Below are 14,898 nucleotides of genomic sequence, written 5' to 3'. Positions count from 1 at the left end.
TCATTAAAAAGATACCCTTGCACCCAGGTTAAAGAACCGTGTTTGCGGTGCTGTTCCAATGTTGGTTTCCATTAGTTTCCGTTCTGATGAAATCACCAGTAAATTATCTCCTTGTAGGTATAAGCTTAGTCCATGCACAAATGAATCATTGAAAATTTTCTTATCAAAATCATAAGTTAACTGTACCCGGTTAAGATCGAACCGATTCGTTTTATACATCCAGAAGGTAGAATTTCGGAAGTTATTATTGCTATTGGTGGTTAAACGCGGATAGGTTGCCGTTGCTTTGGTTTGCTCGGTCCATCGGTCTAACACCGCCTCAGAATATTTTCCACTTCCGCCAACCCAGTAGTACGAGCTGTTTTTAAATCCAACGGCTCCCCTGGTACCAGATGCCAGGGCAAATAAGGTGAAGTGCTTATATTTTAACGTGAGGTTTAACCCGAAGCTAAAAGGTGAAGCGGCCCATCCTGTATGGCCCAGATCCTGCTGATCCCTGTTATCAATTAAGCCATCATTATTTAAATCCTTGTATTTGATATCTCCTGGCTTCACTGTACCAAAGGTTTGTTTGGCATGAGCATCAATTTCTGCCTGATTTTGAAAAAGACCCTCACTGATGTATCCATAATAAGCATCTAACGGACGGCCGGCCCTGGCCAGATAAGCCTGATCAATGATTTCATCCCTTTGAACAGCCTTACTATTATAGAACATTCCTGATACGCCAAGCGAATAAAATAACTGTCCGGCTTGTTTGTTCAGGTTCAATGCAAAATCAAATCCTGTACGTTTGTCTTCATTAAAATTGATCCATGGGCGGAAATCTCCTGAGCCGGAAAAATAAGAAGGATAAATGGTGAGGCCCCGGGCAAGTAATCCTTTGGTGTTTTGTGAAAAATAATTAAAATCAAAAGTTAGGAGGTTTTTAAATATTGCAACATCCAGACCTAAACGAAACTCATTTCTTTTAACAAAAGTTAAATCAGGATTTTCTGCCTGTCCGGATAAGGTGGTTCTGCCACCCGCAACATTGTCTCTCCATTGGTAATATCCACCCAGGATAGCATTGTTGCTGTAATAACCCTGGTATAAATAATAATCTACCGGCTCATTTACATTATTGGCCCTGTAGCCCGTGATATCCAGATCTTGTTTAATAGAAGCATATGATGCAGATAGCTTAAGATCATCAATAAAAGATAAATGATCTTTAAAAAATGATTCATTAGACATGCGCCATCCAACTGTAACTGCCGGAGAAATTCCGTTTCTGTTACCTGGAGGTAGTTTTGCGGAGTGAATCAATGCCGCTGAAAAATCGAAATAATATTTACTCCTGAAGTTATAAGCCGCCTGAAAACCAAGATTCGTGTTGAGAACAGGTTGATAATCGCTGCCACCTTCATTGTCGATATCACTTGAAAACTGTGTTTTATACCACCAGCCTAAAACATTTGCAGAAACCGTATGGTCCTGAGCAAAAGTTCGGTTGTAATTAAACTGCGACCTGAATGACATGGTTTGCGTGTAAGTAGAACGGCCAACATATTCATTAGTGGAGTTTTTATCTTCTCCGAATTTCTCCAATGCGGTGATCACATCCTTACCATTTACAGTTGACCATGTTGGTCTGTAAGTGGCATAGGGTAATAGATAGGCTTCAGAATACAGAGAAGAATAATCCATACTGGTTCCGGTTTTAAAACTTAAACCCTCTGTTATTGAACTTAAATCTGCCTTCAGGTTCAGGTTGTAGAGAAAAGTATTGGATTTGGTCCGAATGTAACCTGCGGCAAGCATATCTGAGAATACGTTTGTAGGGTTGGTACTTTGTCCGCCCAGTAAAAATTTTCCATCGATAATATGATTGCTATTTTTAACAATCGTTTGCAAAGCCGCATTACCGGGGTCAAGCATATCAATTGGTATAAGTGGCGAAAACCTGTTGAAATTAGGTGCAATGGTAGAACTTGAACCCCAAAAATTTCCTCTGCCAGTGTAATTACTATTAGAGATGGCTACTGCATCAGCTGATGCGGTGAGCCATTTGGCAATGTTCATATCTACATTTCCCCTCACATTGAATGCCAGGTCGCTATTGTTTTTTTGTTCCCCGTATTTGACCAGGCTGTTGTTATAAGAAAGGCCAATATTGGTATAATAACGTGCAAAGTTGTTGCCACCGGAGACTTCAGTGGTTACATCTGAACGGGAATAGGTTTTCCTCAAATAATCCGAGCTGAAAAAATCTACATCAGGATACTTGTAAGGATTTACACCAGACCTGGTATTGTCAATATCCTGCTGCGTGTATCCCGCTCCTGAAGTGGCAATTCCATCATTGGTTAAGGCTTCATTGTACAAAGTCATGTAATCAGCTGATTTTAAATAGCCGGGAAAACTTTTAGGCACAAAAATCCCTGAATTGAGCCTTACTTTAATTTTTAAAGGATTTTCACTTCCACGTTTTGTGGTAATGAGGATTGCACCCTTGGCTGCGGTACTCCCGTATAAGACCACTGCACTGGCCCCTTTTAAAACCGTGATAGCTTCTACTTCCACCAAACGTACATCTGTGGCGCGGCGCGGAATACCATCAACCAATATTAATGGTGCCTGGCCCCAGATATTTCCGGTATAACCGCCAACAAAACTCTGAAGATTATCCAGACTATAGGTGCCGTAACTTTTATTCAGTAAATCTGAAACGTTTACGACAGACACCCCTCCGAGAAGATTTTTTTTCGCGACCTTATCAAAGGCAACATTTACCAAACTGTCTTTGGTTTCCTGTGCATAGGCTCCATTGAAGCTGAAAAAGCAGATCAGGAGCCAAAAGCAGTAAGCATTTATATTTTTTGTGTTCATCTTTTCTCCCTTAAAATTACCAACCTGGATTCTGCTTGAATTCTTTATACATGTTTATATCCTCTACACGGAAAGGCAGCCAGTAATGGCGTTGCCCAAGCTGTCTTTCAAACAACACTGTTTCCCTGAAATTTCTTACCCTTGCATTTTTAGGATCTGCGTAAACCTGAGCGTTTGGTATTGCCCGATCAAACTCTACTGCTTTTTTTAAAGTATAAGGACGTTCAGTAAGCAGTAACCATCTTCTTAAGTCATTGAAACGATGTCCTTCAAAAGATAATTCTACAGCTCTTTCGCGCCTTAATTCACCAAGAAAATCAGTAGTTGAGCCCAAAAATTTGCTGGCAACGCCTGCCACGCCGGCTCTGGTTCTGATTTTATTCACAGCCTCAACCGCACTAAGCGAATAACCTGCTGCCATACTTTGGGGGCTGCCATATCCTGTTGCTGTGGCTTCTGCATAAAGGAGGTATACATCTGCCAAACGCATTAAACTGAGCACAAACGTATTGTTCTCCCGGTATCCGTCATATTCGTTCATCAGTTTAGATACAAATTTGGAATTCAGGTATCCTGTCCACACTTTTTTATTACCGTCGGCAGTTCTATAAAGTCCGTTGGTATATAGGCTGGCATACTGGCGAAATTCATTGTTACCAACGCTTTGCGCGGTAAGTACACATTTCTCGCCGTCAATTAAAATATCGTTATAAAAACGTGGGTCTCTGTTTTTCCATGGATATTCCGGGTCATAACCACTTTCAGCATCCTTTTTTTCTGCATCTGTAATAGGTAAACCATTGGCCATGCCATAGTAATCTGCATAGTTAGCTGTTGGATAAACCTTAATTCCGGTTTGATGGATCACGAGAGGACGATAATCATTTACCTGGTTCCAACGCCAGCGTCCGCCCGCATTTGCTAAATTTTCCAGAAAAATAGATTCTTTTAATCCTGGAATTTTGCCGTTTTGGTTAAAGGTGTAAAACAAATCGCGATACTGCGAAAAAGGAGCCAGTTCATAGCGGTTTGTACTTTCTGTAATTTTTAAAGCTTCGGCCAGTACATCAGCGGCTTTTTTACAAAACTCAGTATTATAGCTGCTGTTTCCGGTTGACGCCCTGTTCATCAGCGGACTTCCTGCCCACAAGTAATTTTTCCCCATAAAACACAGGGCCATAATTTTATTAATCCGGGTGTTGTTGTTTCCTGAGGTTTGTTTGCCCACAAGTGTCTGATCCCAGTCTACAGGAAGCAAGTCTGCAGCACGCTTTAAGTCTTCGGCCACTTTATTGGCACTTGCCTGATAGCTGAGTCTTGGGATTTTTATCACCTCATCACTTGGCAATACCTGGTCAATGTAAGGCAATCCGCCCCAGTACTCCATTAACACAAAATGAAAGTAGCCCCTGAAAAAATAAAGCTGGCCTGCAATCAGGTCTTTTTCTTCCTGGGTGGCATCGGTTAGTTTATCCAGATTTGCCAGCCCTATGTTGGCTTTCCTGATGGCATACCAGGAGAGACCCCATAGTTTTCCTTTTGATCTGTTCGGATCATTAAGGGTTCCATTAGCCGGATCGCCTCCTGTACCTAAAAAATTGTAGAAAGTATTGGTCCAGGCCATGTAGTTACCCTGATCAATATGATAGGAGATCAGGCGGGTTTCGCCCACTTCCCAAAATTCCTCTTCACCAAGATTGAAACTGTTATGTGCTTCAACAACACTTAACAGCGGGATACAGTTATAGAGTTCTTCAGTAAAGCCCTGAAAGTTCCTGAAATTTTTGTAAGGATCGGTTTCCTGGATATCAGCTAAAGGCGATCTTTCCAGATACTTTTTACATGAAGGTAATGTTAATGTACCCACCAGGATAATTGCTGGGAACAAAATATTCTTAAAGAGATTTTTCATCTTCAAATCGTTTATAAAGTGATGTCAATACCAAAATTGAAACGTTTAACTGTTGGATATGCCCCACCTTGGGAAACTCCGCTGAAGTTGGATTCCCGGTCGTCCGGCATGTTTGTCCAAAGAAACAAGTTGTTGCCGTTCACATAAAACCTGCAGGACCTTATTCCCAGCTTGCTGATTGATTTTCCCGAAAGGGTATAACCCAGTTCTGCGTTTTTTAAACGGATGTAAGAGGCATCATAATAATAGCGGGTTCCGCTGCCACCAAAAGCATCAAGAACACTCCAGCGTGGTGGCGGAACTTCTCCTCCTCCATCCTGCAGATACCAGAAAGGACGTTCCACAAATACCACATTACTTTTTCCCTGGTAATTCGGAAATTCAATTTCACGGGTAACATTATTTACGGCATAAAATTGAAAGAACAGGTTAAAACGTTTCCATTCAAAGCCAATACTGGCATTATAGGTATTTTGAGGGCTTCCCGTGTAACCATAAGGCGCCCTGTCTTTATCATCAATCACCCCATCTGCATTAAAATCAATGATGTTATAATCTCCGGGAAGTTTGTTTTGATTGTTAGATAAGCGCACTGTGCTGCCGTATAAATCATCCCAGCTTTTGATAAAACCATTATCCAGAAAGGAACGGGTTTGGCCAATGGCATAACCTTCCTGTTTCTGATAATCTGGCGTGAGTTCCGGATCATCTCTGAAATTAGTTTTATTGGTGGCATGTGTTAAGGCCAGGTTTGCCCATGCCCTGATGCCTTGCCCAAATGAATGTGTTAGGCGCAGTTCAATTTCATAACCTCTACTGCTTACTTCACCCAGGTTTGCTCTCGGGGCACTGCTGCCAAATCCATAATAAGAAGGAATGGCCCGGGCGCCCCCGCCAATCATAATATCTTTTCTGTGATCTCTGAATATATCTATGTTTCCGGAAATATCACCTTTAAAAAAACTATACTCAATACCCAGATTTCGTTTTTCTACGGTTTCCCATGACAGGTTTGGATTACCCATTGTCCCGATCCGGTAAATGGTATAAGGCGTAGCAATAGCCGGACTGCCCATTGGCGTATTGTTTCCATACAGATAGGAATCGCGGAAGGGCCATCTTGGTCCTCCTAAAGCATCATCCCCAATTCTTCCCCATGATGCCCGTACTTTTAATAAATCAAGAAATTTTAAAGACTTCATAAATTCCTCGTTACTAATGGCCCAGCCAGCAGAAACTGAGGGAAAAAATGCAAAGCGATAATCCGGGCCGAATTGCTCAGACCCATTGTAGGCACCATTTGCTTCAAATAAGTATTTTGATTGATAATTATAAGTGGTTCGGAATACCCAATCTTCACGAAATGTTGGAAAGGCACTACCCCTGGCCGTTCGCTGACGTTGGACCAAACCCATTCCGGTAACGGCATGTGAACCGAATGTACGGTCATAGTTTACCTGAAACTGGTAGTTCATGTTCCGGAAGGTAGCATTTTTATCAACTTCACCGGCAGCTGTTGACCATTGAATGGCATCCGTAAAGTCAAACTGGGTTCCGGCATTCCTTTGTTGTTCAAATGAGATAATACCGGTTAGCGGATTAACATATTTTCGCTGTGCGGCGTTGAACTGGTCATTAACGCCCCGTTTTCTTTCCAGAAAAGTATTATCCAGCGATAAGCTACCTCTCAAACTCAATCCTTTGGTAAGCATATCAAGCTTTTGCTGTAGAATGAAATCCGTTGTCAGCTGCGTACTTGTTCTTTTTTCAACACCTGAATACGCCAGCCAGAAAGCCGCATTGGGCTGATCCTGTGTAGCTGTTGGAAAAAAACCATAGGTACCATCACTATAAATAGGACGAAATGAATCAGGTGCTGTTCGATAGGCAGATGACCAGAAAGACTGGTCGCCATCAGCCATATCATAAGGCAACTGGCGTACACCATTTGATCCGAATAATTTGGTTGAAAATTTGGTTGTCCTGGTTAAGTTGAAATCGAGATTACTCCTCACGTTGGTACGGTTATAGCCAAAATTTGATTCATAGCCACGCTGATTCGGAAATGTTTTAAATAAATCCCCTTCACGCGTCAGATCCAGGCCGGCAAAATAGGTCACAAACTTAGACCCACCGGAAACATTGGCAGAGGTATTGTAAGACATGGCCCTGTCTTTAAAAAGTTCTTTTTCCCAATCTACATTAGGATACCTGTCCCATTCGTTTGCATTTAGCGGATTCCGGTACTTATCAATCATCTGCATCGCAGTATAACCAGACCATGCGTTTTGATCTACCACAGATTCACGTTCAATAATCCTGTTTTTAATCATCAGGGCATCATATGAATCGTATTTTTCGGGCAGTCTCGAAGCAACTTTAGCCGTTAAGTTCGACCGTACCTGTACTTGTGCCCTGCCTTCAACGCCTTGTTTGGTAGTCACCAGAATTACACCGTTTGCCCCTCTTACACCATAAACTGCGGTGGCCGAAGCATCTTTAAGTACAGACACACTTTCTACTGATGAAATATCTATAGAACTGATAGAACGTTCAATACCATCGATTAGAATTAATGGCGAGCTGTTATTCCAGGAGCTTTGTCCACGGATCAGAATTTGCGGATCTTCTCCACCCGGCATACCGGATGAAGCGGTAGTAACCACGCCAGGAAGATTTCCGGTTAAGGCCATTCCCAGATTGGTTACCCCTCCGCTACGTTCCAATACCTTGCCACTGGTTTGGCTAATGGCACCCACCACACTGGCTTTCTTTTGTTGTCCGTATCCCACTACAATAACCTCGTTAAGCACTTTGTTATCATTGTTCATAGATACCACGATATCATTTTTATCAGTAAGGGTGATTTCTTTTTGGCTCATCCCGATATAATTAAATAAAAGCGTGCTTTTCTCTGTCGGGATTTCCATTGAAAATTTACCCTCACCATTGGATACCACACGGGTATTGGTGCCCTTTAATGTAATGGTTACACCCGTAAGCGGGTCATTCTGTTCATCTACAACGGTACCTCTTAATATCCTTTTTTGCTGAGCCATCACCGCATTGGCCATGAGCAATAAGGAGAGCATAATAAAAGTTATTCTGAGTAATAATGCGCTAAATTTTTGATGTATATGCCGGCCATTACTACTTGTAATTGTGTAATTGTCCATCATATTAATTGATTTAGAAAATGCAGAATTTGATTTGTTCGGTTGTGCATAGAAGGCTCATATTCTATGGCTTTGAAGTTGGATTTCTTCATCATACATGGGTTAGAATTTGGTTAGTATAAAATGCTGTAAACTGATGCAGGTCTGAGTTAGAGACATTGCTATTGTTTAGTTAGGTAGGCGGTCTCATATGGGCAATATTTGGTTTATTTGTATTAATGGATCATATCTAAAATCGTCCATTCAGTTCAATCCATTAATCAGGTGCAATAAATTCCATCATCGGACAGCTCACCTGCCCCATAAAAAATCTGTAATTAGTTAAAATGCACGCTAATGAAAAGGATTAAGTTTGGTTAAATTTAGATTCATAAGTTATTTGGTTAGCCTTACATCTCAGTTAAGATGTGTCTTATATTTGGTTGAGATAAATGTAGGATCGTGTGTAATTTATAGATAGCACAATTGTTTAAATTTATAGGATTCATGTTCAGGGCAGGTAAAAGCAGCCAAAAAACCGCCCTTAGAGACATATAAAAGCAATTATGACGAAAAATTATTTTAAAATATTTATTACCCTGAATAATATTTTTAAGACTTAGTGTATTTTAATCTCCAAAACATAAAAAAAACGCATAAGCATTCATAATGGGAATGTTTCAGCAGGATAACAAAACACCAAACCTGCGAAAAATACCGAAAAGACTAAATGATGTATGATGTATTAGTCATAAAATGGACATAGTGATGTTATTAATATTCATCCGATAATTAAATTGTCTCAATACAAAAGGAGGATAAATAAAAAGCCCTGGTCGTGTTTCCACAAACCAGGGCGCATACTTTAAAATTTACTTTTTATAACGATTGCTTACAATTTAACCTCGCTTGCTGAAGTAGCATAAAGTCCGATTAGGGCACCGGTGAATCCTTTTGCCACATTTGTTGAAAGGATATCACCAGAAACGGTACCACCCAGATTGGTAAATTTCTTGTTTCCTGTAGCATAGCTGAAAGTGTAATCATCACCCTTTGCAGCTACCTTCAAATTGATAGGGCGGTTAACATCAATTTTTACCTTTGCCAATATGGTTGAGGCATTGTCTTCCGTACGTTGCAATAAAAGGTAATAATCATTATCTTTTTTAGTGACACCAAAAACATAGTGATAGCTTTCCTTTTGCAGACAAACAATTCCGGCCAGATCTTTATCCGTATCTGGTTTATAATTCATCGTTACCGTGGTGGAGAAGCTATTGTGCTGCTGCCGCTGAAACAATGCAGAAATGGGTTCAGCCGCTTTTACATCTTTAGCAAAGGGCTTAATCTGCAAACCATTGGGCGTTACTGCAGCAAATTCTTCTCTCGGCCCTCTTAATCCAATCCAGCGGTAATCCAGCTTTCCTGCAGAAAAGTTATCCCGGAAAGTAAAGTTTCCATTTGGGAAAAAACCAGGTTTGCCGGTGTTATTTTTAACCCCTGCAGGCATTTTCAGTTTTGTTTTTAAAGGCTCCAGTCCACCTTCAAAAACAGGAAACTCTCCATCCCAGTTTACCGGAAGAATATACGTTTCGCGACCAGTATTTACACGGTCTTTTTCATTTGGCCTGATGCCCAGGAACACGCCATAATACTGTCCGTTCGGACCTTCTACCAGATCAGCATGACCTGCCCAGTCTATTTTATCTGCCCTTTTAGCCGGAAGATGACGCTGACTTAAAATTGGATTTTTTGCTGAAGGTACATATGGCCCTTTAACGTTATCGCTCACAAAAATAACCTCACTGTGCGCACCGCCTGTACCGCCTTCGGCACACATCAGGTAATACTTATTATTCTTTTTATAAATGTGTGGCGCTTCAATCCATATCGGGCGCTTGCTCAGGTCTACCCCGCCATTCACAATAATTTTATCCGTACCCGGAATAATCTGGTCATTTACCAAATCATACTCCCAGATTTTGATGGCACGGTGACCGGTATACAATTCCTTTTCAGGAGCATCATTGTGCACCACGTAGGCCGTTCCGTTATCATCAAAAAACAATGACGGATCGATGCCATCAAATTTTAGTTTATAAGGCTCACTCCATCCTTTGGCCGGATCTTTCGTTTTCACCACCATATTCCCCATTCCGCCTGCAATCTGCGTGGTAATCATATAGAAGGTATCATTAAGCTTGTTGTATAAGATGGCTGGTGCATAAATGCCGGCACTCATGCCCGAACGTGCCACTTTTAGTTGCGAAGTGCGGTCTAATACATGTCCGAGTTGTTTCCAGTTTACTAAATCTTTAGAATGAAAAATAGGAACCCCCGGAAAGAATGCAAAAGAGGAAACCACCAGGTAATAATCATCTCCTTTCTTGGTGATGCTGGGGTCTGGATAACACCCCTGAAGGATGGGTGTATAAAACTCATCGGCTTTTAGGGGATATTTTTTATAAATATCATCGTCACCCTGATAAACGTAATTACTAAATAAAGGAATAGCTGATGGCACTGGTTTACGGCCATCAGCATTCTGAGTAAAAGCGCTAAATAAAAAAAAGGTGAAACAGGTTAATGCACCTGCGAGTATAAGTTTAAAAGAAAAATATGGTTTGTCCAGATTTTTCATTTTTAGAAAAAGGTTTTCAAATGGTTTGTTCATAAATCAGTTTATATTGGTTATTCCAGATGAATGCTGGCCATTATCACCACACATTCATACCCTTAATAAATTCCGAAGATAGGCCTATCAGATACCGCAGCGTTGAACTATTGACTAAATTATTAGCATTATTGTTCAATTTTGGTATAAAAAAGGCTTGTCTTTTTATTCTGTGCTCTGAATGGAAGGCTTTTCTGACAAATGGAAATAATCAAAATCAACATAGCCACCTGATTCTTTTTCTGCATAGTTAAAAAGTGCAAAGCGATAACCCATAAAGTGCGGAATGGTATAGCTCATTTTTACCGGATCGCCAATGCTTATCCATGCTTTTCCATCCAGGCTATAAAAGAATGTAGCGAGATCTTTTCTTTCAGCAAAATTGCAATCAACCCTGAAGAATATTTTGTTTTGCTGAATGGGAATTGCTGTTGATAATTTGGCTTTCCCCCCGGTAGCATTGACGAAAACGATCGACTTATGCTCATTATCTACTTTTATACCGATTTGTCCATAATTTTTCTGTAAAACTGCCAGGCCGGCAAAATCACCGTTTTTCATATTGGAAAGATCCAAAGCCGTAGTGGCCGATGAAAATGGGCCGATGGTGCGTTGCGTAAGCGTATTCCTGGCAGTAAGAAAGCTGGTATCAATACGTCCGGTAGTTAACCGCAGATAACCTTTTCTTTGGTGAACCGACCAGTATTGTGCATCAGGATTATGGTTCCATTGCCAAACCAGTGGCAAATCACGTTCTCCTTTTTTTCGGATAAATTCATCTGAAGCAGCAATCGACGGAATCATTCCTTTACTTTTTGGCAAATGAAGTGTTTCGGGCACTTTGCCGTCAATCCCTAAGATGGGCCAGTCATTTTCCCATCTGATCGGCACGAGGTAAGGAATCCGTCCAACGGCGCCATTATCCCGAAACAAATAGGCAAACCAGTCTCCTTCAGGTGTATCAATCATGCCACCTTGCGCCACACCCTTATCCTGTAAAGCTACTTTCCCTTCATAAGGGCCGAATAAATTATCCGAGCGGTGGATCACTACGGTCCGCATTCCTCCTTTTGGCCAGGTGATATTGAACAGGTAGTATTTTCCTTTCACCTTAAATAATTGTGAGCCTTCGGCAGGCAAGCCGCCTGCATTACCCGAAGGCATTCCGGCATCTTCTATTAATATACGTTCAGGCACCTCGGTATTGATTCCGCTGAGGTCAGCCTTCAGCTCAACCAATTTAATTTTCCCGCTGCCATATACCATGTAGGCTTTTCCGTGATCAAAAAATAAAGAATGATCATGAAGACTGGGTTTGAAATCTATCCTTTTCCAGTTTCCTTTTTCGATATTTTTGGTGCTGAAGATGGTCGTCTTTCCGGTAGTCTGAGCGAAAGTGCTCACGTAATAAATCCCCTCATGATAGCGCAAACTGCTCGCCCAGGTACCTTTTCCATAGGCACTTTTACCATTAACCAGATTCAGTGCATCTACATTGGCCAGTGTATCATAGGCGTAACCCACCATTTGCCAGTTCACCAGGTCTTTTGATTTCATGATCGGCAAACCCGGGCTCATGTGCATCGTGGTGCTGCTCATGTAATAGGTATCACCAACCCGGATCATGGAAAGATCGGGTACATCGGCAAAAATAACCGGATTTTGTGCCTGTTGCTGAGCAAATGCCTGCAGGTTTAACAAGGCGATAAACAGCAGACAGGCCAGTAATTTTCTCATCTTCATTTTATATATTGTTTTGATTGTAAAGATCATTTTAACAGAAGTGTGTAAGATTTTCCTGCAACTGTAGGAATATCATATAAGAAAGTCTCCCGCAAAACCGGTTCGGCAGTTACTGCATGTTCAGACAACAGGGCAGCAGGTGTTTTAGCTACGGCATAAAATACATTTGGATTGCTTCCCTTAGCGGGTTGCAGTACAAATCCCCGGCCTTTTAGCTCATCGGGCACCCGAAGACGCAGGTTACCGCCAATGGTTGACCTGATTACAACTTTAGTCAGTTTACCCGCTACCCATCCCATTTCCTTTACTTCAAAACCACCCCTGGCGCGTAATCCTTTTATCGTTCCCTGCTTCTTCCATACCTCGGGAAGTGCCGGCAGGAGCTGCAGGGCTTCATCAGCACTTTGCATCAGCATCTCCGTAATCCCGGAGGTGCAACCAAAATTTCCGTCAATCTGAAAAGGCGGGTGCGCATCAAAAAGATTGTTATAGGTACCTCCACCGCCCGGATTTACGCCTAATGGTGTCAATTGGTTCTGGATTAGCCGATAGGCATGATTTCCATCCTGCATCCTGGCCCACCAGTTAATTTTCCAGCCCATGCTCCAGCCGGTTGAAACATCTCCCCGCTGCAATAGCGTATTTTTGGCTGCCGAAAAAAGTAAAGGTGTGCGATATGGCGAAATCTGATTGGAAGGGAAGAGCCCATAAAGGTGTGAAATATGACGGTGTTTGTCATTCGGACTGTCGATATCATCCAGCCATTCCTGCAACTGTCCGTACTTACCGATGTGCATCGGGGGTAATTGGGCCCGCATCTTCGCCAGGCTATCGGTGAAATTCTGATCAATGTTCAGGATTTTTGCGGCCTGGATCACCGAAGAGAAAACATCAAACACGATCTGGTTATCCATGGTTGTGCCGGCATCTATAGATGAACCCCCATGTGCCTGGGGTGCATTTTCGGGGGAAGTGCCCGGATTAACCACCAGCCATTTATATTTCGGGTGTACTACCAGAAAGTCTTTGTAAAAAGCCGCTGCTCCTTTCATCACCGGATAAACCGTTTTCAGGTAGTTTTTGTCGCCATTATAGAGATAATGTTGCCAGAGGTGCTGACTTGTCCACCCGCCACCGGCATTCCAGATGCCCCAAAATGCCCCATCCACAGGGCCGGTACTTCTCCAGATATCCGTGTTATGATGGGCGACCCATCCTCTTGCACCATACATGTTCCTGGCGGTGACTGTACCGGTTTCAGCCATTTCTTTTACCATTTTCAGAAAAGGTTCATGCAATTCAGCAAGATTAGTAGGTTCTGCCGGCCAGTAATTCATCTGTGCATTGATATTGATGGTGTATTTACTATCCCAGGCCGGATAAAGTTTATCATTCCAGATGCCCTGTAAGTTTGCCGGCTGCCCCCCGGGCTGCGAAGAACTGATCAGCAGATAACGCCCGAACTGGTAATAAAGGGCTACAAAAGCCGGATCATCTACCTTTCTGAAATTTGCCAGCCGCTGATCCGTAGGTAATGCAGCAGCAGGAGTTGTTCCCAGGTCCAATTGCACCCGGTTAAAATATTTTTGATATTCTGCTACATGGGTATGATACACGCTGGCATAAGATTTTGCCACGGCCTTTTTCAGGTATGCTGAAGCACGGGCAGCAGCATTTCCACTCACATCAAGATAATTATTAAAATTGGTGGCAATGGAAATATAAACCGTAACCGCATCTGCCCTTTTTACCGTGATACTGCTGTCTGAAACAATGGTACTACCCCCTTCATTTTTGAATTGGCTGATAACCTGGTATTTTACTTTTCCTTTTACCCCTTCATGGTCACTTGAAGTGCCTTCCATCATCAGGTCTTTTGCTTCCGAAGACCTGACCACATTTTTGTGTGGCGTAGTATAAGTCGCTGAGAAAGAAATTTGTCCAGGCTTGCTGGCCGTAAACCGCATCACAATCACCCGGTTACCAAAAGCGGCAAATGTGGTTCTGGTATAGGTTACCCGGGCAACTGTATAGCTGGTTTTCGCCACAGCCTTTTCCAGGTCCAGTTCCCGACGATAGTTTTGATAAACATCCTGACCTGGAAAACTGAGTTCGAGATTTCCTGCTGGCTGGAAAATCTGTCCGGAAGATTTTTTTCCAAACATCACTTTATTGGCCAGGTTTTCTGCCGCTTTGTGTTTTCCATCAAAAATCAACTGCCTGATTTCTGCTAAATAATTGATGGTTTCCGGAACATCATTCTGGTACGGGCCTCCGCTCCAAAGCGTATGTTCATTGAGTTTAAGGATTTCCCGTTCCACATTTCCATACACCATGGCACCAAGCATGCCATTCCCCACAGGCAGGGCATTTTCCCACACTTTTCCGGCAGGCTGATGATACCAGAGTTTTAATCTGGAATCATCAGCTTGCTGGGCTTTTAAAAAAGAACTAAAAGCAGCTGAAAATAAGAATATGAATGTCAGTATCCTGAGGTGTTTGCCTGGGTTCATTGAAAGGTTTTTATTGCTTTAGGAATGATA

At 42.1% G+C, this 14,898-nt stretch carries 6 protein-coding genes; all 6 read right to left on the bottom strand.

The window, feature by feature from the left end:
- Window positions 1–3 precede the first annotated feature (3 nt).
- The 6 genes from CBW18_RS00180 to CBW18_RS00155 all read right to left on the bottom strand — a co-directional run bounded on the left by CBW18_RS00180 (window position 4) and on the right by CBW18_RS00155 (window position 14,868).
- Complete coding sequence (locus CBW18_RS00180) at window positions 4–2,871, bottom strand: SusC/RagA family TonB-linked outer membrane protein (RefSeq protein ID WP_088299254.1); 2,868 nt, start codon at window positions 2,869–2,871, stop codon at window positions 4–6.
- Between the two features lie 16 nt (window positions 2,872–2,887).
- Window positions 2,888–4,783 carry a RagB/SusD family nutrient uptake outer membrane protein gene (locus tag CBW18_RS00175; protein WP_088299253.1) on the bottom strand — a complete coding sequence of 632 codons (1,896 nt, stop codon included), beginning with the start codon at window positions 4,781–4,783 and terminating at the stop codon, window positions 2,888–2,890.
- Window positions 4,784–4,794: 11 nt separating this feature from the next.
- Entirely contained in the window at window positions 4,795–7,875 is a 3,081-nt protein-coding gene (locus CBW18_RS00170; protein WP_088299252.1) for a SusC/RagA family TonB-linked outer membrane protein, read from the bottom strand.
- Window positions 7,876–8,830: 955 nt separating this feature from the next.
- Window positions 8,831–10,612 (bottom strand): glycoside hydrolase family 43 protein, encoded by a 1,782-nt coding sequence (locus CBW18_RS00165; RefSeq protein WP_253248922.1) that lies wholly within the window; start codon window positions 10,610–10,612, stop codon window positions 8,831–8,833.
- Between the two features lie 165 nt (window positions 10,613–10,777).
- Window positions 10,778–12,355, bottom strand: coding sequence for a glycoside hydrolase 43 family protein (locus CBW18_RS00160; protein WP_088299250.1), 1,578 nt, complete (start codon window positions 12,353–12,355; stop codon window positions 10,778–10,780).
- A 26-nt stretch (window positions 12,356–12,381) separates the two neighbouring features.
- Window positions 12,382–14,868, bottom strand: coding sequence for a glycoside hydrolase N-terminal domain-containing protein (locus CBW18_RS00155; protein ID WP_088299249.1), 2,487 nt, complete (start codon window positions 14,866–14,868; stop codon window positions 12,382–12,384).
- Between the last annotated feature and the right edge of the window lie 30 nt (window positions 14,869–14,898).

This window comes from Pedobacter sp. AJM, assembly GCF_002197755.1.
Classification (GTDB): domain Bacteria; phylum Bacteroidota; class Bacteroidia; order Sphingobacteriales; family Sphingobacteriaceae; genus Pedobacter.
This window is presented reverse-complemented; position numbering and strand designations above follow the sequence as displayed.

Excerpts from the sequence above, each read along its gene's own strand:
- CBW18_RS00180 (WP_088299254.1), bottom strand. The coding sequence starts at position 2,871 with ATGAACACAAAAAATATAAATGCTTACTGCTTTTGGCTCCTGATCTGC.
- CBW18_RS00175 (WP_088299253.1), bottom strand. The coding sequence starts at position 4,783 with ATGAAAAATCTCTTTAAGAATATTTTGTTCCCAGCAATTATCCTGGTG.
- CBW18_RS00170 (WP_088299252.1), bottom strand. The coding sequence starts at position 7,875 with ATGCTCTCCTTATTGCTCATGGCCAATGCGGTGATGGCTCAGCAAAAA.
- CBW18_RS00165 (WP_253248922.1), bottom strand. The coding sequence starts at position 10,612 with ATGAACAAACCATTTGAAAACCTTTTTCTAAAAATGAAAAATCTGGAC.
- CBW18_RS00160 (WP_088299250.1), bottom strand. The coding sequence starts at position 12,355 with ATGAAGATGAGAAAATTACTGGCCTGTCTGCTGTTTATCGCCTTGTTA.
- CBW18_RS00155 (WP_088299249.1), bottom strand. The coding sequence starts at position 14,868 with ATGAACCCAGGCAAACACCTCAGGATACTGACATTCATATTCTTATTT.